21 protein-coding genes are annotated in these 17,994 nt (G+C 47.3%); 16 read left to right on the top strand and 5 right to left on the bottom strand.

Annotation, left to right across the window (positions count from 1 at the left end; translation table 11 throughout):
- Nucleotides 1–6: 6 nt before the first annotated feature.
- Together KB186_RS06835 and KB186_RS06830 are read left to right on the top strand one after the other, a co-directional pair.
- A complete protein-coding gene (locus KB186_RS06835) occupies nucleotides 7–927 on the top strand; it encodes an AAA family ATPase (protein WP_232773294.1) in 921 nt (306 codons plus the stop codon).
- Nucleotides 878–2,248 carry a DUF58 domain-containing protein gene (locus tag KB186_RS06830; protein ID WP_173608095.1) on the top strand — a complete coding sequence of 457 codons (1,371 nt, stop codon included), beginning with the start codon at nucleotides 878–880 and terminating at the stop codon, nucleotides 2,246–2,248. Before KB186_RS06835 ends, KB186_RS06830 begins: the two co-directional genes overlap by 50 nt.
- Here KB186_RS06830 and KB186_RS06825 read toward each other — a convergent pair.
- Nucleotides 2,215–3,195 (bottom strand): stage II sporulation protein M, encoded by a 981-nt coding sequence (locus KB186_RS06825; protein ID WP_232773292.1) that lies wholly within the window; start codon nucleotides 3,193–3,195, stop codon nucleotides 2,215–2,217. The genes KB186_RS06830 and KB186_RS06825 overlap by 34 nt on opposite strands.
- Before the next feature lie 78 nt (nucleotides 3,196–3,273).
- On the opposite strand from KB186_RS06825, the gene KB186_RS06820 reads away from it, so the two are divergent.
- From KB186_RS06820 to KB186_RS06795, 6 genes are all read left to right on the top strand, one after another.
- The gene (locus KB186_RS06820) at nucleotides 3,274–4,098 is read left to right on the top strand and encodes an RDD family protein (RefSeq protein ID WP_173608093.1); all 825 of its coding nucleotides are present in this window, start codon (nucleotides 3,274–3,276) and stop codon (nucleotides 4,096–4,098) included.
- A gap of 138 nt (nucleotides 4,099–4,236) precedes the next feature.
- Nucleotides 4,237–4,743 carry a coiled-coil domain-containing protein gene (locus KB186_RS06815; RefSeq protein ID WP_173608092.1) on the top strand — a complete coding sequence of 169 codons (507 nt, stop codon included), beginning with the start codon at nucleotides 4,237–4,239 and terminating at the stop codon, nucleotides 4,741–4,743.
- Nucleotides 4,724–5,803: a phosphodiester glycosidase family protein gene (locus tag KB186_RS06810; RefSeq protein WP_173608091.1), complete on the top strand. Its 1,080-nt coding sequence runs from the start codon at nucleotides 4,724–4,726 to the stop codon at nucleotides 5,801–5,803. The genes KB186_RS06815 and KB186_RS06810 overlap by 20 nt, the downstream gene beginning before the upstream one ends.
- Nucleotides 5,804–5,971: 168 nt before the next feature.
- The gene (gene ggt, locus KB186_RS06805; RefSeq protein ID WP_232773291.1) at nucleotides 5,972–8,005 is read left to right on the top strand and encodes a gamma-glutamyltransferase; all 2,034 of its coding nucleotides are present in this window, start codon (nucleotides 5,972–5,974) and stop codon (nucleotides 8,003–8,005) included.
- A gap of 27 nt (nucleotides 8,006–8,032) precedes the next feature.
- A complete protein-coding gene (locus KB186_RS06800) occupies nucleotides 8,033–8,914 on the top strand; it encodes an NAD-dependent epimerase/dehydratase family protein (protein ID WP_232773290.1) in 882 nt (293 codons plus the stop codon).
- Nucleotides 8,915–9,005: 91 nt separating this feature from the next.
- Nucleotides 9,006–9,827: a M15 family metallopeptidase gene (locus KB186_RS06795; RefSeq protein WP_232773289.1), complete on the top strand. Its 822-nt coding sequence runs from the start codon at nucleotides 9,006–9,008 to the stop codon at nucleotides 9,825–9,827.
- 62 nt (nucleotides 9,828–9,889) lie between these two features.
- On the opposite strand, the gene lepB is transcribed toward KB186_RS06795, so the two are convergent.
- The gene (gene lepB, locus KB186_RS06790; protein ID WP_173608087.1) at nucleotides 9,890–10,450 is read right to left on the bottom strand and encodes a signal peptidase I; all 561 of its coding nucleotides are present in this window, start codon (nucleotides 10,448–10,450) and stop codon (nucleotides 9,890–9,892) included.
- A gap of 387 nt (nucleotides 10,451–10,837) precedes the next feature.
- On the opposite strand from lepB, the gene KB186_RS06785 reads away from it, so the two are divergent.
- The 4 genes from KB186_RS06785 to KB186_RS06770 all read left to right on the top strand — a co-directional run bounded on the left by KB186_RS06785 (nucleotide 10,838) and on the right by KB186_RS06770 (nucleotide 13,383).
- Nucleotides 10,838–11,263 (top strand): MarR family winged helix-turn-helix transcriptional regulator, encoded by a 426-nt coding sequence (locus tag KB186_RS06785; RefSeq protein WP_015891940.1) that lies wholly within the window; start codon nucleotides 10,838–10,840, stop codon nucleotides 11,261–11,263.
- Between the two features lie 74 nt (nucleotides 11,264–11,337).
- On the top strand, nucleotides 11,338–11,820 hold the full coding sequence (locus KB186_RS06780) for a hypothetical protein (protein ID WP_232773288.1): 483 nt from the start codon (nucleotides 11,338–11,340) through the stop codon (nucleotides 11,818–11,820).
- A 118-nt stretch (nucleotides 11,821–11,938) separates the two neighbouring features.
- Complete coding sequence (locus tag KB186_RS06775; protein ID WP_173608085.1) at nucleotides 11,939–12,121, top strand: YozQ family protein; 183 nt, start codon at nucleotides 11,939–11,941, stop codon at nucleotides 12,119–12,121.
- Between the two features lie 146 nt (nucleotides 12,122–12,267).
- Nucleotides 12,268–13,383: an aminopeptidase gene (locus tag KB186_RS06770; protein WP_173608084.1), complete on the top strand. Its 1,116-nt coding sequence runs from the start codon at nucleotides 12,268–12,270 to the stop codon at nucleotides 13,381–13,383.
- Nucleotides 13,384–13,400: 17 nt separating this feature from the next.
- On the opposite strand, the gene KB186_RS06765 is transcribed toward KB186_RS06770, so the two are convergent.
- The 3 genes from KB186_RS06765 to KB186_RS06755 form a co-directional block, all read right to left on the bottom strand.
- Entirely contained in the window at nucleotides 13,401–13,721 is a 321-nt protein-coding gene (locus KB186_RS06765; protein ID WP_026043151.1) for a hypothetical protein, read from the bottom strand.
- A gap of 120 nt (nucleotides 13,722–13,841) precedes the next feature.
- Nucleotides 13,842–14,369, bottom strand: a complete 528-nt coding sequence (locus tag KB186_RS06760) for an isoprenylcysteine carboxyl methyltransferase family protein (RefSeq protein ID WP_173608083.1) — start codon at nucleotides 14,367–14,369, stop codon at nucleotides 13,842–13,844.
- A gap of 2 nt (nucleotides 14,370–14,371) precedes the next feature.
- Nucleotides 14,372–15,436 (bottom strand): type III polyketide synthase, encoded by a 1,065-nt coding sequence (locus tag KB186_RS06755; protein WP_232773287.1) that lies wholly within the window; start codon nucleotides 15,434–15,436, stop codon nucleotides 14,372–14,374.
- A gap of 253 nt (nucleotides 15,437–15,689) precedes the next feature.
- Here KB186_RS06755 and KB186_RS28420 point away from each other — a divergent pair, with 253 nt between their 5' ends.
- The 4 genes from KB186_RS28420 to KB186_RS06735 all read left to right on the top strand — a co-directional run bounded on the left by KB186_RS28420 (nucleotide 15,690) and on the right by KB186_RS06735 (nucleotide 17,962).
- Nucleotides 15,690–16,088, top strand: a complete 399-nt coding sequence (locus KB186_RS28420) for a GGDEF domain-containing protein (protein WP_232773362.1) — start codon at nucleotides 15,690–15,692, stop codon at nucleotides 16,086–16,088.
- Nucleotides 16,012–16,173: a hypothetical protein gene (locus KB186_RS06745; RefSeq protein WP_232773361.1), complete on the top strand. Its 162-nt coding sequence runs from the start codon at nucleotides 16,012–16,014 to the stop codon at nucleotides 16,171–16,173. Before KB186_RS28420 ends, KB186_RS06745 begins: the two co-directional genes overlap by 77 nt.
- Nucleotides 16,174–16,332: 159 nt before the next feature.
- On the top strand, nucleotides 16,333–16,950 hold the full coding sequence (locus KB186_RS06740) for a DUF47 domain-containing protein (protein ID WP_173608081.1): 618 nt from the start codon (nucleotides 16,333–16,335) through the stop codon (nucleotides 16,948–16,950).
- Nucleotides 16,943–17,962: an inorganic phosphate transporter gene (locus KB186_RS06735; RefSeq protein ID WP_173608080.1), complete on the top strand. Its 1,020-nt coding sequence runs from the start codon at nucleotides 16,943–16,945 to the stop codon at nucleotides 17,960–17,962. The genes KB186_RS06740 and KB186_RS06735 overlap by 8 nt, the downstream gene beginning before the upstream one ends.
- Nucleotides 17,963–17,994: the final 32 nt, after the last annotated feature.

Here is a 17,994-nt window from a genome sequence, read left to right as displayed (position 1 = left end):
ACTACCGTGGAGCAATTGTTGCAACAAATGGAAAAAGAGCTGGTTGGTCAAAGGCAAAATATTCGGTTGCTGCTAACCGCTTTGGTTGCCGGTGGACACGTTTTGCTAGAAGGTGTACCCGGTATCGGAAAGACGAAAATGGTAAAGACCTTGTCGGAGTTGATGGGGGGCGTGAGTAAGCGCGTCCAGTTTACGCCTGACATGATGCCATCGGACATAATTGGTCATGTGGTGTTCAATATGCAGCAGAACCAGTTTGAGACAATCAAAGGTCCTGTTTTCGCCAACTTGCTGCTGGCGGACGAGATCAACCGGACTCCCCCGAAAACCCAAGCGGCCCTTTTAGAAGCCATGGAGGAGGGGCAAGTGACGATTCATGGTGTCACCTATCCTTTGCCAGATCCGTTTTTTGTCGTCGCTACGCAAAATCCGGTGGAGTATGAAGGAACGTATGTATTGCCGGAGGCTCAGCTCGATCGCTTTTTGTTCAAGCTAACGATGTCGTATCCTTCCCATGAAAATGAAAAGCAAATTCTCGCCAAACATATTCCCAACAAGCGCAGCCACGAACGTAATCAAGAGCCGCTCTTTACATGGGAGGCAATTTTGGAGAAGCGACGCGAATTAGAAGAAGTGGTTGTGGATGATTCGATTCTGGAGTACATTACGACATTGATTCGCAACACACGCGAAACGAAACGATTGCTCTTAGGTGCCAGCTCTCGTGCTGGAATTGCCGTGTTGATGGCGAGCAAAGCCTGGGCGCTTTTGGACAATCGCAAGTTTGTGACGCCGGATGACGTGAAAATGGTGGCCCGACCTGCATTGCGGCACCGACTCATTCTGTCACCGCAGGTAGAATTGGAGGGGGGTACCAGTGACCACATCATCGAAGAGACGCTGGCGGCTATTCCAGTTCCTCGCTGATTTTTTGGCAGACCGTTTTGTCTTGCCATCCAAGCGACTGCTCGTGGCAGTTTTGCTGGGCACGCCCATCGCGATCGTCGGATTCCTACTGGAAATTGGCTATTCGCTCTTCTTTTTGTACAACGGCTTGCTCCTGATTGCTAGCGTCTTGGATTGGGTTACTATCCCCAAACGCCGGGACTTGTCGATCCAAAGAATCTTGCCTGAGCAGACGGATATCGGACAATCGTTTTCGATCGAGCTTGAGCTTGCCAATAGAAGCGGACAATCCGTATCGTACGCCATCGTGGATGATCTTCCGCTGTCATTTGAAGAAGCAGGACCAGTCACGGGTGTGATGGAACAACCCTTAACCAACATCAGTTTTGAAACAAGAGGAAAAGAACGCGGAGAGTACGTGTTCCGCTGGCTTTACATGCGGTGGCATGGCAAGTTCGGCTTGTGGTATCGCCAAAGCCGCTTTGCGTGCGAACAAACGATCAAGGTATACCCCGACCTTTCAGCCGTTCGAGGCTATTTGGCTTCGTTGCAGGAGAGTTTGATCGTCGACGGGAAAAAAATCATGCGCAGGGCGAAAGCGGGTACGGAATTCCATGCGATCCGCGATTACGTGCCTGACGATGATCCTCGGATGATTAACTGGTCCGCTTCAGCACGCTCCCGACGTCTGATGACGAATCAATATCGACCAGAGCATGGCAAGGTAATAACCATTCTGATCGATTGTGGCAGGTTGATGGGGGTCGAGCTGGATAACCAGACAAGACTGGATCGATCACTGGAGTCTGCGCTCACATTAGCGGCTGTGGCATTGCGTCAAGGAGATCAGGTGGCGTTACTAGCCTATTCGCATGAGATCAAGACGTACATACCTCCAGGCAGAGGGCTGCGCCACTTGCACACTCTGTTGGAGGCGACCTACAACCTGACGAGTGATTTTGTAGAGGCTGATCCGGCGAAGGCACTTGAATTTTTGAATCGCCAGCAGAAGAGAAGGAGCTTGATCGTTCTTTTTTCTGATATGGAAAACTACCTCGTCGAAGATCAGTTGAGCAATTATTTGTGGCGGATGCGCCGTTCGCATTTGCTCTTGCTGCTGTCTTTGGCAGATCCGCTGCTGCATGAATGGAGTCATATAGACACGAGCAACAGTAGCTTGGCGTTTACGAAGGCGGTAGCTCAACGGTTCCAGCTCGATCGCAGGGCGTTTCAACAAAAAATGATCGGCGCGGGTATCCAGGTACTGGACGTTCCGGCCGATCAATTAACGCTGACGGTTATCAATACTTACTTGGACATCAAATCAAGAGAAGCTTTGTGAGAATCCGGTCTGTATCCGAGTAAGTACCAGGCAATTAGCAAAAGCAATGTGCCAATAGCTACAATGTACTTGGCTTCGAGCGAAAGACTCGATGGAGTAATATAGCCCTCGATGATTCCCGCGATGAACAAAAGTGGAATGGTAGCCAACAGCAAATGCGCAGACTCTTTTGCCGCCTCCAAAAATTGATGTCTTCTTGCGTAGCGGCCAGGCACAAGCAGGCGGTAGCCCATGTGAAGACCTGCTCCGCCAGCAATGAAGATGGCAGTCAGCTCGATTACGCCGTGTGGCAAAATGTAGGCCCAAAAAGCATAGCTGCTATCTGCTTGATAGTACACGGCAGCCAAAGCTCCAACCAGAAGGCCATTGAATAAGAGAAGGTAGATGGGGACGATTCCAAATGTAATTCCACTGACAAAGGCCAGCATCGCGACTTTGATGTTGTTGGTCATAATCATCGTGGAGATGACCGGACTGTCTAGTGAGTCGTGCCCTTCTCCCAGCCTGGATGGATCGATCTGCTCAGCCATCCCTTGTGGTAATACATAATACAGGTTGAGTGGATCGACCATGACGGCGGCAAAGCCAGAAATACCACCGATGATGAAAAGAAGGGCTGCAACACCAATGAAGCCCATTCGCTTATGTACGAGACCCATCAAGTAGCTGCCAAAGAAATGCTTGAGCTGCTGCCAACTGCCTATTCGCTGCTTGTAAGCCAAATTATGTGCACGCAAGACGAGTTGGTTTAAGTAGAGGGTGATCTCGTCTGCAGGATGGTAGGAGCGTACATAGGCCAAATGAGCAGATGTTTTCTTATATAGTTGTGTCAGGTGATCAATATCGGTAGCACTGATGTGCCGAGGTTGTCGGGTAAAACGCTCTACTAATTGTTCCAGTTCGGCCCAAGAGGCTTTATGCTTGTGCCAAAACGAGGTAATATCCATGTATAATGCCTCCTTCATTAGCGCGTGTGTAATAAACTCGAAAAAACCTCAAAGTTTCGAGGGGGGAAGAAAACTATCATGAATGAACCGACATACGTCAGTGGGTCAAATCGAGAAGCGTCTGTCGTGACACCCGAGCATGTGATGCTGCGATTTCAGACGGCAGGTCTAGGCAGCCGCGCCACTGCGATGCTGATTGATACAGGAATCTTGCTCCTGGTTAATCTTACTGTATTTCTATTGTTTGGTATAGTTTTATTTGGAAATGAAGATGATCTTTTCCTGGATTCTGGCAACTATGCGTTGGCCATCGTCATCCTGGCTATCTTCGTGGTGAATTTTGGCTACTATTGGTTACTGGAAGCGTTCTGGGGTGGACAGACCGTTGGTAAAAGGCTGGTGGGAATCCGGGTCATCCGTGATAATGGACAGCCTGCGACGTTTGTTTCCTCGACGATCCGGAATCTGTTTCGCATCATTGACGCAATGCCAACTGGTTATTTTCTGGGGGCGCTCGTCTGCTTTTTCCACCCCCGTGATAAGCGACTTGGCGATATGGTGGCGGGGACGATTGTCGTGATGGAGTCAGGACAGCGCTCGACTCTTTTTCAGAAAAAGAAAGACAAACAGCCAAACGGCTTTGATTTGAATCATGCGCTACTCGTGCTTGATGAGCGCCAAAAACAGGCGATTACCCGAGAGGACTGGCAGCTGCTTTCCTCCTTCATCAGCAGATTATCTTCTTTATCTCAAGCGAAAAAATATGAACTCGGGAATCAAATTGCCAGCATCATGCGCAAAAAATTAGAACTTGTCGAAGAACAGAACACCAAAGAAGACCCGATCCTGTTTTTGCAAAGACTGCACAATCAGCTGCAAAGCGAATTTCGGCTTCGAAAATAAAGTGAAGTACCGCCAAAAATGTTGGCGGTATTTTCTTTTCTGGACGTATTTTTCCATTATTCCGCAAAAGGCTGCTTCAAAATCTTTCTATGTTATAATGAAACCTCACTCTATGTCACAGAAAGGAGGAGGGAGCCGATGGACGACAAATACATGGGAGCGTCTTCGACTTCGTCACCGACACTGCCACTTCCGGCAAACGGGAAGCAGAAAGGAAGACGCAGAAGAGGCAGTCTTTTTCAGGCATTGATTCCCTCCCAGACAGAAGGTAAGCGTCCTTTACTACCCATCGTTTTGGCCGTTCTGGTCTGGGTAGGACTTGCCTATGCTGGATATGCCTTTGCTGTTTATACGTTGGACAAGCAACAACAATTTGTGAACCAACGAATTGATCAAATTCAGGAAGACAATCAAAAGCAGATGAAGGCATTGGGAGATCAACTGACTCTGGTGCAGGAAGAAATGCAAAATGTCCAGAAGGGTTTGGGAAATCTGGAAGAAGATTTGGCATTGACGGGTGAAACCATTGGTGGCACCAACAAGACAAAAGAAGCCCTGCAGGATCGGGTTGACCAGCTCAACAAACAGCTGGTTGATTTGAAAGCATCTCTGAAAAAATTGGAGGATGCTGCCCGTGCTTGGTAAGATAAACCGTTTCTTTCTCTTTCTGTTGGCGCCTGCTCTCGGTTTCTTGGTCGCTTTTGCGCTGGACAATCCAGTGGACAAGCTCCAGACAGAAGGCTTGAAGCTCTCTTCTGCCGTAGCGAAGAGCCAAGCAGATGAGCTGGGGGAACGGCTCAACGACACCAAGGTGCAGCTTCGAAACGTGGAATTCGTCATCGAAGACATCCGGGATCGCTCGAAAAAGGAACAGAAGGAATACGAGCAACAAAACAAGAAGATCAGTAGCGCACTGGAAGCGAGTAAATCCCAGACACAAAAATCTGCGGATGTATTGGACACGATTTTGTCCAACATGCTTGGCAAGCCGATCGGTCAACACTTCGGGAAAAACGCGACCGTGAAAGTTTATTCCCTGCAAGAAGGCGGATACCGCGGTTATATGGCCAAAGTTCGCCTCAATGATCCGAAAGCGCTGAAAATGGTGCTGGCCAACAACTCTGTGAAAAGTAAAGGGGAAACGACGACTCAAGCTGGTAAGCGTACTGGAGCCATTCTTGCGATTAATGCAGGCGGCTTTATGTCGGACAAGCAGGGCAATCTGACTCCATTAGGCATTACGGTTGTTGACGGCAAGATTCGAACCTTTTCCAATAATGCGAAGCTGAGCTTTGTCGGTTTCAACAACAAAGGTCATCTGGTTGGAACAAGCATCAAGACGCAGGCACAAATTACGCAACAAGGGATATTGCAGGGCGCGAGCTTCTTGCCGCGTCTCTTGCAGGACGGCAAGCGATTGCCTATTCCTCGCGAATGGGCGAATGCACGTCAACCGCGAACGCTGATCGGCCATTTCGACAACGGCGATTTGTTGCTGATTGTCATTGACGGAAGACGAGACGGCTGGAGTAATGGGGTTACGCTGGAGGAAGCGCAAAGAAAGCTGCAAGAGTGGCATGTCGTGGATGCGTATAATCTCGACGGCGGTGGCTCCAGTGCGTTTTATTACAATGGCAAGCTGTTGAACAAGCCTTCAGGCGGCAAAGAACGGCGCGTGGTGAGCAATTTGGTCATCATGCCATAAGCAAAAATCGCAACACTCTTCTGTGAAGACGACAAGTCTTGCTGCAGAAGAGTGTTTTTTTCTGTAGAGAAAAGTTTGCCTAGGCAACTGTCATTGTGGGTTGACCTTAAAAAATGCTGAAAATTATAATAATAGAAGAAGTTAACGAAATGGAATAGGAGGGATCGCATGAAAAAAGGGATGTTGGTTGCCCTCACGATTGTTTCCGTGCTTTCGTTTCCGCATTTTGCTGTGGGAAAAGTCCCAGGTGTGCCAGCAGGAGTGCAAGGAGCTACAAAAGGAATTGTCGCGGTCTCTCATCCAGCAGCGGCGCAGGTCGGTAGAGATATCCTGGCAAAGGGCGGCAATGCGATTGACGCTGCGGCTGGAATCCAATTTGCGTTGAATGTGGCCGAACCGTATATGTCCGGCATCGGCGGCGGTGGTTTTATGATGATTTATGTCAAGGATCAAAACAAAGTGACGGTAATAGATAGTCGAGAAGTGGCTCCTGCCAAGGTGACTCCCGATATGTTTTTACTGGCAGATGGTAAGCCGATCCCATTTGAGGAGAGACATACGAGCGGTCAGGCCGTAGGTGTCCCAGGTACATTGCTTGGCGTAGAGCAGGCGTTGAAATCGTATGGGACATGGGACTTGGAAAAAGTGATAGAACCGTCGATTGAATTAGCGGAAAAAGGAGTTCGCGTCAATTGGGTGTCCGCTCAATTTATTGCCAATTCCATGGAAAAGCTGAAAAAGCACGAGACGGCTGCACAGGTGTTTGCGCCAAACGGAGTTCCACTCAAAGAAGGCGAGATGCTGGTTCAGCCCCAATTGGCGAAAACGTTGAAAATCATCCGCGACAAAGGGGCAGATGCCTTGTATGAAGGGGAAATTGGCAAGGCTCTCGTTGAGGAAGTACAAAGAACGGGTGGCTCTATGAGTCTCGATGATTTGCGGGCGTATCAAGTAAAGGAGCGTGAACCAGTCCGCGGCATGTATCGCGGATATGAAGTGATTTCGATGGCACCACCCAGCTCTGGCGGCTTGACACTCATTCAGATTTTGAAGCTGATGGAAGGCTACGATAACAAAAAGGACGGAATCGGGTCGGTAGCCTATTTGCATCATCTGATCGAAGCCAACCACCTCGCTTACGCAGATCGGGCGGCTTTTATGGCGGACGAGGATGTTTATCCAGTACCAAGAAAGGGGCTGATTGCGGACAAATACATCAAGGAACGGCGTCAGCTCATTCATGAAGAGACCGCGAATGCCGATATAGTGGAAGGCGATCCTTGGAAGTACGATCCCGGAAAAAAGCCAGAGGTGTCGATAAAACTGAGAGATCAATCTCCGGTCAAGCAGACTACGCATTTCTCTGTGATGGACAGATGGGGGAATATCGTGGCGTATACGACCACCATTGAAGATATTTTTGGAAGCGGTGTGATGGTTCCGGGATACGGCTTCATGCTCAATAACGAGCTGACAGATTTTGACGCGATTCCTGGCGGAGTCAATCAGGTCGAGCCCGGAAAGCGTCCGCGTTCCAGTATGACGCCAACCATGGTACTAAAAGACGGGAAGCCTTTTTTAGCGATTGGCTCACCTGGTGGTTCCACGATTATCGCCTCTGTATCGCAGACGATTCTCAATGTGATCGATCATGGAATGGAAATTGAGGATGCGATCCGTGCGCCACGCATTTTTTCGAGCAGCTATCCGAATGTGACGTGGGAAGCGGGCATTGACCAAGATGTCATCCTGCAATTGATGGCAAAAGGTCACGTCTTTGCTGAGGAACCGACGAACATTGGCAACGTCCAAGCGATTGTGTACGATTTTGAAACAGGCAAAATGTACGGCGGGGCGGATAACACACGCGAGGGCACTGTACTCGGGGTCGATGCCATCGCGTATACGGCTGCTCAGCCAATCCAGTCTCCAAAAGAAAAAGATGGCCCTTTTGATTTACAAGTAAACGGCCATGTTTACCCATACACAGCAGAGCAAAAAGTGATGATAGATGGAGTAGCGCATGTTCACGCCAAAAAGCTGCTGTTAGGGTTGGGACAAAAAGTGACGTCCTTCCAGTCTGATGTGGTCATGGTGAAGGGAATCCCTTACTTGCCTGTCAAAAAAGTTGGCGAGAAGCTGGGCTATACAGTCGTGTGGAAGGAAGGAGAGCGAACCATCGAGTTGAAAAGCAAAAAGTAGGCTGATCAAGGAAAGGATGTAGCAAAAATGAAGAAAGTACTTGTACTCGGCGGAACGCGATTTTTTGGAAAGCGATTGGTCCAGCTTCTCGTTGAAACGGGGGCAGATGTTACGGTGGCAACGAGGGGACTTACCCAAGTGGAGTTACCTGCCGCTGTCAAAAGAATAACGCTTGATCGCGATGACATCCACTCATTAATGGCTGCAGGGGAAGAGCAGTGGGACGTGGTGTACGATAATATCTGTTATTCCTCTCAAAATGCAATGGATGCGTGTAAGGTTTTTCGGGGGAAAGTGGGAAAGTACGTTTTGACCTCAACCTTGTCCGTCTACGATTATGCCGAGGAACCGCTACAGGAGGAAGCATTTGATCCATTCACGTATGCAATCAACCGGAAAACGAGAGACGAGATAACTTATCAAGAGGGGAAGCGTCAAGCAGAAGCCGTCTTTTTTCAAGAAAAAGCCTTCCCTGTCGTAGCTGTTCGTTTTCCAATCGTACTGGCGGAAGATGATTACACACGGCGGCTATGGTTTCATATTGAGCATGTGCAAGAGGAGCGGCCGATTGGGATCACGAATCCCGCTACCCAGATGTGCTTTATACATGCACAGGAAGCAGCTCAATTTTTGGAATGGGTGGCGACAGCGTCCATCACAGGGCCAGTGAATGCGTGCTCGGATGGGACTGTTTCGCTTGCTGAGCTGATGGAGACAATTGCGCAAACAGTCGGAAAACCTGTCCGAATCGAGAAAACGACAGATGCTTCTGATGCGTCTCCCTTTGGATTTGCAGCTTCCTTTTACATGAATAACGGTAAGGCTAAGGCAGCGGGCTTTCCATTTTGGTCGCTGGATGAATGGTTACCGGCGCTTATCCAAAGCCTAAACGAGGAATATACCTTTTGAAAAAGCGTGACCTATCTACCTTTTCTTTCGTAGTACTCCGTGGTAAGGTAGAGCAGACATATGTGTCTGTAAGGAACCAGGAGGATCGATCATGAACAAAAATCGCACCAGCAGCCTTGCGATCGTCGCAGCATTATCAGTAGCACTACTCAGTGGATGTGAACCTCCCTCATTAGGCGGATTGCTATCCAGTGAATCGAATGGACAGCCGGCAGCTGAGGGAACACAATCAACGACAGTTGAGCCAAATAAAGAGGAGAAAGCACGTCCCCAACGGGCATCTCTTGCAGAGACGATAAAAGATGTGGATGGAGTGCCAACCGTTACGAATGCTACAGATCTCTCGGTTGTCGTAAATAAACAGCGGGCATTGCCTGGCGATTATATTCCACCGGATTTGGTAGAGCCGAATGTTCCATTTCCTTTTGATGAAAAAGTGGAGAAGCGATTGCTGAGAGCAGAAGCCGCACAAGCTTTAGAAGAACTGTTTGCCAAAGCAAAGACAGAAGGCATTGAACTGTATGCCGTTTCTGGCTACCGCTCGTATAAGACCCAAAAATCGCTGTACGAAACGTATGTAAGGACGCAAGGTGCTGAACATGCTGCTGCTTACAGTGCGGTACCTGGAAAGAGCGAGCATCAGACTGGCTTGGCTATGGATGTGTCCGGATATGATGCAAGCACACGCTTGGAAGAAGCATTTGCTGAGACACCAGAAGGTATATGGCTGGCAGCCAACTGTGCAGACTATGGGTTTGTTATTCGTTATTTGAAAGGCAAGGAAGATACGACTGGATATGCGTATGAGCCTTGGCATTTGCGTTATGTAGGGAAGGAAATGGCGAAAGAAATTATGGCAAGTGGTCTTACTTTGGAGGATTATTTTTCGGAAGCGACCATTGCCCACAAATAACGCCATCGAAAACGAAAAGAGCCGCCCCGATAAGGAGCGGCTTTTTGCTGCCTGAATAAATGTTAACGTGGGAGGCGAATCTGGGACAGCGGCCAGTATACAACCTCTGCTCGTCCGACTACATGATCCAGTTGAACAGGGCCAATAACGCGGCTGTCCATACTATTGTTGCGATTATCCCCCATGACAAATACACTGCCTTCTGGAATCTTTACAGGATCAAAATCTTCGGTTAACGTTACACCTGCTGTAGAGGTTTTTAGCTTGTTTTCGACCAAATACTCTTCGCTGAGGGGTTGGCCATTGACATACACTTGATCATTTTTGGCTTCAACGGTGTCGCCAGCTACTGCGACCACGCGCTTGATCCAGTTGTCACCAGTTGCATCCGGGTGAATGATGACGATATCGCCAGGTTGCGGTTCTTTGAGGTAGTAAATCGCTTTGTTTACGATGACGCGCTCGCGGTCATGCAACGTACTTTCCATGGAACGCCCTTGGACGACGTAGGGAGCCATGACAAATACGTAGATGAAGGCAGTCAATCCGCCAATCAAGACAAACGATTTTAACCAATCAAGCAATTCCACTTTCCATTTTGGTGTAGGGTTGGTTTGTTCCATTGAAATTCTCCTATGTATGTGATTTCTTTGGCAAACATGCCTGAGTCAAATGCCTCGTGTGTGTAAGGCTGTCTTCCCATTATACATGCTTTACGAATAGATACGAAAGATGATTCAAGGAAATAATTGGCTTCGTGGATAAAACGGAAAAAGTCGTAACATTATTTTACAAGCATATCTATTGTCAGTTTTTCCTGTTTGAGTTAAGATGTTCTTGAAATAAGTTTTACAATAAAAATATTAAGTGGTAAACACTTTGTCTGGCTCATACATATCTTTCGTGAAAAGAAATAATTTCGGGAGTGCTATTGATCTTCCGGTACTTAGGCTATATAGTTTTATAGTAAAAGTACTTATATTATTAATTTTCCGAAAATAGGTGATGTCGTGAGCAATATGTCCCGTGCCAGTAAACTTGAGGAACTGGATCGAGTTTTTGTCGAGATTGCTCGTTTCTTTATTAACAATTGGCTAGAGGAAGAGTCAATCAGTCCGAAGCAGTTTATCTTGTTGCGTGTGCTACATCAAAAAGGACGAAGCACAGTTTCTGAGCTGGCGACTATTTTGAAGTTATCCAATAGTGCCACCACAATCGCACTCAATCGGTTGGTTAAGGCCGGTTTTATTGACCGGGTTCGAGACGAACAGGATCGACGTGTCGTGTGGGTCACTTTGTCACAACAAGCCGTTCCAACTCTGGAAGGACTTCTGTGCCACAGGAGAGCACTAGTGGGAAAGCTGCTGGAGAATCTGACTGACGACGAATTAGAGCAGTTTACGTATTTTCTCAGGAAAATGCAGCAGTGCATATAGCATACCTTCAAGTTCGGGTTTGGGGACATTCGTGTAAGACAAAAGTGTGTACCGCGGAATGGGAGTGTACACATATGAAAAAGAAAAGCACACTGATCATGAGTTCTTGTATCTTAGGAGCAGCTCTCTTCACACAAGCTGCATTTGCTGAAGAGGCAGTAAAAGCTACTGAAACGACTACTGCAACAGAAGCAAAAACAACTGCAACTGAAGAAAAACCGGCAACTACTGAAGAAAAACCAGCAACTACTGAAGAAAAGCCGGCAACTGATGCAACAACAACTGCACCAGCAACTAAACCTGAAGTAAAACCTGCGACTCCACAAACCGTTACTCCAATTCAAGGTTTGACTCAACAAGGTGGCTGGGTTATCATGCCAGGTAAAGATGAGTATGTATGGGTAAGTGGTCAATATGTTCCAGTCATCTCTAACGTAGCTGGTTGGGCAATGATGCCAGGAGTAGATCAATTTGTTACAACTGGTGGCGTAACTCCTGTGAGTGCTCCAGCAGCTGGTTGGGCAATGATCGCTCCAGAATCCGATAACGAAAAATAAGCATAGCTGATAATAAAGGCGCTTTGTCCCTCGAATTGGGCAAGGCGCCTTTTTGGCTAAAGCTGGAGATTCCCGTACAAACTAAAGCGGATTCAACCAAAGGGAAGGAGGAATGAAAATGGCAGGTTATGATAAGGATCAGGCTCGATCCAGGGCGAGAGAGTTGGGCATGGAGGATGCAGGCGGAGCCGTCTACTATCAAGCGGCAGACGAATATACGGCTGGACTGGCAACGACACGGGAGCTGGTCAGTGACATGTACAAGATGGGAACCATTGAGGACAGGAAACAGACGATGTAAAAACGGAAGAAAAGAGCAAGGCCAGCCTGGATGTAAGAAGGCTGGCCGCTTTTTGTTTCGTTGATAAAAAAATTTTTATTGACTTAGTAGATTGTATCGGTAAAAATACAAGAGGAATCAGAAAATTTAAAAAGGGTGTGCCACGAATGAGAGACTCACGATTAGATCAATTAGCGTACAATCTGGTTAACTATTCTGTACGAGTACAGCCAGGGGAAAACATTTTGATCAACGCGAAAGGGGACACACCGGATTTGGTGCAAGCCCTCGTGCGTGAGATTTACAAAGCAGGCGGCAGTCCTTATGTTCAATTGATTGATCCCGCCGTAAGCCGAGAAATCGCAATGAATTGCAATGAAGATCAGTTAAAGACCATGGCTCAACATGAAGTTGAACTCATGGAGAAAATGCAAGGTTATATCGGCATTCGTGCAGCGAACAACATCAATGAGATGGCTGATGTTCCAAGTGACAAGCTCGGCATCTATTCTCGCCTGTATGAGCTGCCCGTGATGAATGTGCGCGTGCCTAAAACGAAGTGGGTTGTTCTTCGTTATCCGAATCCTTCCATGGCACAGCTTGCGAACATGTCTACAGCAGCTTTTGAAGATTTTTACTTCCAGGTATGCAACCTGGATTACGCGAAAATGGACAAAGCAATGGACAGTCTGGTTGACTTGATGAATCGCACAGACAAGGTACGCTTGGTAGGACCTGAAACGGATCTCACCTTCTCAATTAAGGACATTCCTGCTGTAAAATGTGCTGGCCTGCGCAATATACCGGATGGTGAAGTGTATACAGCACCTGTAAAGGATTCCGTAAATGGCGTTATCACTCATAATGCGCCAACACCATACCACGGCTTCACATTCGAAAATGTCCGCCTGACCTTCAAGGACGGCAAAATTGTGGAAGCAACAGCGAACGATACCGAACGCTTGAATCAAATTTTGGATACGGACGAGGGAGCGCGTTTCGTTGGGGAATTCGCTATCGGTGTGAATCCTTACATTCGCAACCCGATGAAAGATATCTTGTTTGACGAAAAAATAGACGGAAGCTTCCACTTCACGCCTGGTCAATGCTATGACGAAGCTTACAATGGCAACAAATCGTCTGTGCACTGGGACATGGTTTCCATCCAGCGTCCAGAATGGGGCGGAGGGGAAATCTGGTTTGATGACGTCCTGATTCGCAAAGATGGTCGTTTTGTCATTGCAGAGCTTGAATGTCTGAATCCAGAAAACTTGAAAGGGTAAGGCAAAGCCTACCCAAATCATTTGTCGTACTGACGGAGCCTTTCGTGGGCAAGCATAATATCCATTTCTAGCTGAAATAGCATGTGCAAATTGCTTGAAGGAAGGGTAATTCTGCGTGCCGCGTGGTAGAGAAGTGGCTTGTTTTGTTTGATAACCGTCATGATTTCCACAACGGGAGGAACGACTTGCTTGATTCTTAGCAGGCTTTGCAAATAGCGGAGAAATGTTTGAATACTAGCCTGGTCATCCTTGTTCGGTACCGTTTCAATCAAAGCGAAAAAGTCTCGGACGATGATACGTTTCGTCTCTTGAGGCTCCACTATGGTTGTGCGATTCACTAGATCCACCTCACGGGAAAGAGTAACAGCTTCTTTTCTTTTCCCGCTGAATGACAAGGAATAAACCTTTTGTCTGATAAAAAGTCTTTGGCATGTGCGTGTGCCAAAGACTTTTTGTTTTTATGACTCACGATGACCATCGTAGACGCTTGCTTCTTCCATTGGAATCCGTATGCGCAGGAGCAGCCAGGCATTCAAGAGAGAAAAAGTCAGAGCAGTAGCCACAGCGGAAAATGTCAAGGGCAGTAGGAGTAGCTCAAGCGATACGACCAAGTAGTTGGGGTGACGAATGAACCGATAAGGACCTCGCTTGATCGGAGCCTCGCCCGGGAGTATGAAGATGCGTGTATTCCACCGTTTGCCCAAGCTTCGAATACACCAATAACGTAGTCCTTGGGCGATCAAAAACAGGCTGAACGGAACCGCCCACCAAGAGGGCAGAACCATGGAACTGCCTTTTCCCACCACTTCGAAAATAAGCGAGAGAAAAAAGAGAAAATGAAGAAGGACGATGTATTTGTAATGACTCGCCCCAACTTCGTAGCCCCCTTTTGAGCGGATATAGCGGGCATTCCTCACGGCAACGAGTAGCTCCACCAGTCGCTGCAACACGACTCCAGCCATGACAAATCCAAAGAAGAGCAACATGACTATCTCGCCTCCAGAAGTAAGAGCTCGGAGCTAAATCCAGGTCCAAGCGCAGCGACCAATCCGCGATCTCCTGGCTCCCACGCCTTCTCCATGCTTTTTTCCAAGACGAACAGAACCGTAGGGGAAGACATGTTTCCAAAATTGGTTAGGACATCTTCAGAAAAACGAGTGGCTTCGGTACCAATGCCCAGAGAACGCTGGTAAGCCGTTAATACCTTGGCTCCACCTGGATGGAAAATGAAGTGACGTAGATGGTCAATAGACATCCCATGCGGTGACAAAAAACTCTCCACGTTTTCTCGCATCGAAGACCGGATGAGAGTAGGGATATCGCGAGAGAAAATCACTTTTAACCCAGGATCGGTCAATTCCCATCCCATGACATCTACGGTGTCCGGCCATGTTGTCGTTCGCGCATCACAAAATTGAACCTTAGGTGTGAGTGATGAGGAAAAGACTTGATCTCCTTCAATTAATACGGCAGCAGCTCCATCTCCAAAGAGGCACGTTGCAACCAAATTGCTTTTAGACAAATCTTGTCGGATAAAGGTCAAACCGCACAGTTCTACGCTCACAAGCAATACTCGCCGGGAGGGATAAGCCTGGGTGTACTCACATGCGCGCGACAATCCCATCGCTCCACCGGCACAGCCAAGGCCCCACAACGGGACACGGGTTGCTTGCGATCGGAGTCCCAAGCGGTGGAGCAAGCGGGAATCAAGGCTTGGGGTCGCAATGCCAGTGCTTGATACAAACATCAGACAATCAATGGATGCCGGCTCAACTCCAGCTTTCGTCAAACACTTTCGGGCTGCTTCCTCTGCCAAAGCTTCCGCATGTTCGATATACAATTGATTTTTCTCTGCAAATGGCCGGTCTTCCAAAAACCAATCCATTGGCATACTAAAATGTCGTTTTTGAATGCGACTGTGTGCAAAAACGTGTAACAAACGGTCTATATCGGGAAAGGCATCTTGAAAAAATAGGCGCGCCAGCTTGATGGAGTCCTCTTGTGTAATCTCATGGGAAGGTACTGCTGTAGCCACGGCTTCTATACGGGGCATACATTCATTCACTCCCGTCTATTTTTATTAGGCATTAGCTTATCCCTTCCAATTGGTTCCAATTCATGCAGTACCATGTACATAGACCACAGGCTGGTTGTCAGGAGCTTTCGATGATTCGCTTGAATGAATAAGTGGCAGTTTCCTGGTTTTGCTTGATAGGTCTAATGTACGAATAGAAAGAAGGTTACATCGGATGGATCGGGGGTATTGTACTTTGGGATCACGCTGGATTAGCTTAGGTGTGTCCTGTGTGATCATCTCGGTTTGGCTGATCGGTTACGGATTGCCGAGGGATGAGAGCATGATTGTCTTTCTTTTACTTGTGGGTGTCATTCAGTCGGTTGCTGCCTATCAAATAGGGAAATATGTAGAGCGGTTGCGGCAGATGGCTTATCATGATTCACTTACAGGCGTTCTCGTCAATCGCAGATTTCTGGACAAATTGGTTGAAGAAGTAGAGTTGGCAAAAAGCAATCATCAATCTGTTACTTTATTGTTTATTTATTTGGATAATTTCAAAATATTCAATGATTCATTTGGCCATTTGGAAGGCGGCAGGTGTCACGGTCAGTATCGGAGTAGCCTCGTATCCACACCATGCTGCAACAGCGGAAGAGTTAGCGAAAAAAGCAGATATGCTTATGTATGAAGCGAAAAAAAGGAAAGATTGCATGATGGTCGCTTCGAATGAAATGATAAATATTGGCAAGACTAACACTCGTCATCTCTCTTGACATGGGTGTTTTTTTTTATTGTAAAGAGCATTTACAAAAACTTAATAATTCCTTAAAGAAAAATATACACATTTGACCTTGATTTTAAATTTACGGAAACATTAACATTCGATATAATCTGTTAGGTGTGATTTATTCAAAGGAGTGAAGAAGTCCCATATGTTGAAATCAAACAAGTATATCTTCTTTGATCTGTTCGAACAGCAGATTGCCACGGTACACAAAGGAACTCATCTTTTCTATGAAATGATAGGAAATTATCATGATCTGGAAACAAAGGTTAAGGCAATCAAGGCTGTCGAGAAAGAAGGAGACGAAATCGTTCGTCGCATCATGAACGAGTTGAACTCTACTTTTATCACTCCGCTTGAGCGTGAAGACATTCACCAACTCGCTCATACGATGGACTCGATGATCGACTACATTGACGGTGTTGCTGATCGTATGTATTTGTACCAAGTGACTCAACCAGATCCACGTGTATTGGCACAAGCCAATATTTTGGTGAAATGCTCGGCTAAGCTGATCGAGCTGATTCGCACACTGCGCAAACTGGATCATAAAGTCGTTACACAAATCGCTGGGGAAATTAAAGATTTGGAGCATGAATCTGACTCCAACTACCGTAAAATGGTATCTGATTTGTTGAATTCTCCTGATACCAACCCAATGGAAGCGATCAAACTCAAAGAGATTTACGATAAGCTCGAAGACTGTGCTGACTTCGCTGAGGACGTCTCCAACCTGGTAGAAGGGATCGTGTTAAAGAATGCTTGATCTTTCGCCAGAGGTGATTATTCTCGTACTCGTCGTCATCATGGCGTTAGCATTTGACTTTATTAATGGTTTTCACGATACGGCGAACGCGATTGCGACTTCTGTTTCCACGCGCGCATTAAGTCCAAAAACGGCGATTATTATTGCATCCTTGTGTAACCTGATTGGTGCACTCTCGTATACGGGGGTAGCGAAGACAATCGGGGGAGGCATTACTGATCCATTCAAGCTGGAAAATGGATTGGTCGTCGTTTTGGCCGCGTTGACATCTGCGATTTTGTGGAACCTAATCACCTGGTGGTTCGGAATTCCTAGCTCGTCCTCGCACGCGATTATCGGCGGCGTTGCAGGTGCCGCTTTTGGTGCCGCAGGAAGTGGTGCCATTAACTGGTCAGGCTTCATTAGTATTATCCAAGCGTTGATCGTATCGCCGCTTGTTGCCTTCGCTGTTGGTTTTGTGGTGATCAAGCTGGTGTCTTGGTTCGTTCGTAACTCCGCGTATCACAAAACCAATAAAGGTTTCCGTTCGATGCAAGTATTGTCAGCGTCTTGGCAGGCTTTCAGCCATGGAGCCAACGATGCGCAAAAAACAATGGGCGTAATCACCCTTGCTTTGATTTCTGGAGGATTCTTGGTACAAGCACCGGGCGAATTCGTTATTCCACTGTGGGTAAAACTTTCAGCTGCTCTTGCAATGGCTTTAGGTACAGCCTTTGGTGGATGGCGGATCATCAAGACCTTGGGTGGTAAGATTATGAAAATCAAGCCAATTTCCGGTTTCTCAGCAGACCTGTCTTCTGCCTTGATTATCACAATCTTTACAGCTTTGAAACTGCCAGTGAGCACAACGCATGTGATCACATCCGCCATCTTGGGGGTAGGGGCATCGCAAAAGCTGAACGCAGTAAAATGGGGCTTGGCTGGCCGGATTTTGGTCACTTGGGTCATTACCCTTCCGATTACCGGACTTTTGGCTGCTGCCTGCTACGTCGTGTTTGACGTATTCCTGTAGAGCTACATCTTTATCCAACAGATAACAGACAC

The organism is Brevibacillus sp. AF8, from assembly GCF_021270385.1.
Taxonomy (GTDB): domain Bacteria; phylum Bacillota; class Bacilli; order Brevibacillales; family Brevibacillaceae; genus Brevibacillus.
The sequence above is the reverse complement of the archived record's forward strand: the minus strand, read 5'-3'. Positions and strand labels throughout refer to the sequence as shown.

Coding starts and splice junctions, on each gene's coding strand:
- KB186_RS06810 (WP_173608091.1), top strand. CDS start 4,724: ATGCTGCCCGTGCTTGGTAAGATAAACCGTTTCTTTCTCTTTCTGTTG.
- KB186_RS06820 (WP_173608093.1), top strand. CDS start 3,274: ATGAATGAACCGACATACGTCAGTGGGTCAAATCGAGAAGCGTCTGTC.
- KB186_RS06795 (WP_232773289.1), top strand. CDS start 9,006: ATGAACAAAAATCGCACCAGCAGCCTTGCGATCGTCGCAGCATTATCA.
- KB186_RS06760 (WP_173608083.1), bottom strand. CDS start 14,369: ATGTTGCTCTTCTTTGGATTTGTCATGGCTGGAGTCGTGTTGCAGCGA.
- KB186_RS06780 (WP_232773288.1), top strand. CDS start 11,338: ATGAAAAAGAAAAGCACACTGATCATGAGTTCTTGTATCTTAGGAGCA.
- lepB (WP_173608087.1), bottom strand. CDS start 10,450: ATGGAACAAACCAACCCTACACCAAAATGGAAAGTGGAATTGCTTGAT.
- KB186_RS06740 (WP_173608081.1), top strand. CDS start 16,333: ATGTTGAAATCAAACAAGTATATCTTCTTTGATCTGTTCGAACAGCAG.
- KB186_RS06735 (WP_173608080.1), top strand. CDS start 16,943: ATGCTTGATCTTTCGCCAGAGGTGATTATTCTCGTACTCGTCGTCATC.
- ggt (WP_232773291.1), top strand. CDS start 5,972: ATGAAAAAAGGGATGTTGGTTGCCCTCACGATTGTTTCCGTGCTTTCG.
- KB186_RS06800 (WP_232773290.1), top strand. CDS start 8,033: ATGAAGAAAGTACTTGTACTCGGCGGAACGCGATTTTTTGGAAAGCGA.
- KB186_RS06755 (WP_232773287.1), bottom strand. CDS start 15,436: ATGCCCCGTATAGAAGCCGTGGCTACAGCAGTACCTTCCCATGAGATT.
- KB186_RS06775 (WP_173608085.1), top strand. CDS start 11,939: ATGGCAGGTTATGATAAGGATCAGGCTCGATCCAGGGCGAGAGAGTTG.
- KB186_RS06815 (WP_173608092.1), top strand. CDS start 4,237: ATGGACGACAAATACATGGGAGCGTCTTCGACTTCGTCACCGACACTG.
- KB186_RS06825 (WP_232773292.1), bottom strand. CDS start 3,195: ATGGATATTACCTCGTTTTGGCACAAGCATAAAGCCTCTTGGGCCGAA.
- KB186_RS06770 (WP_173608084.1), top strand. CDS start 12,268: ATGAGAGACTCACGATTAGATCAATTAGCGTACAATCTGGTTAACTAT.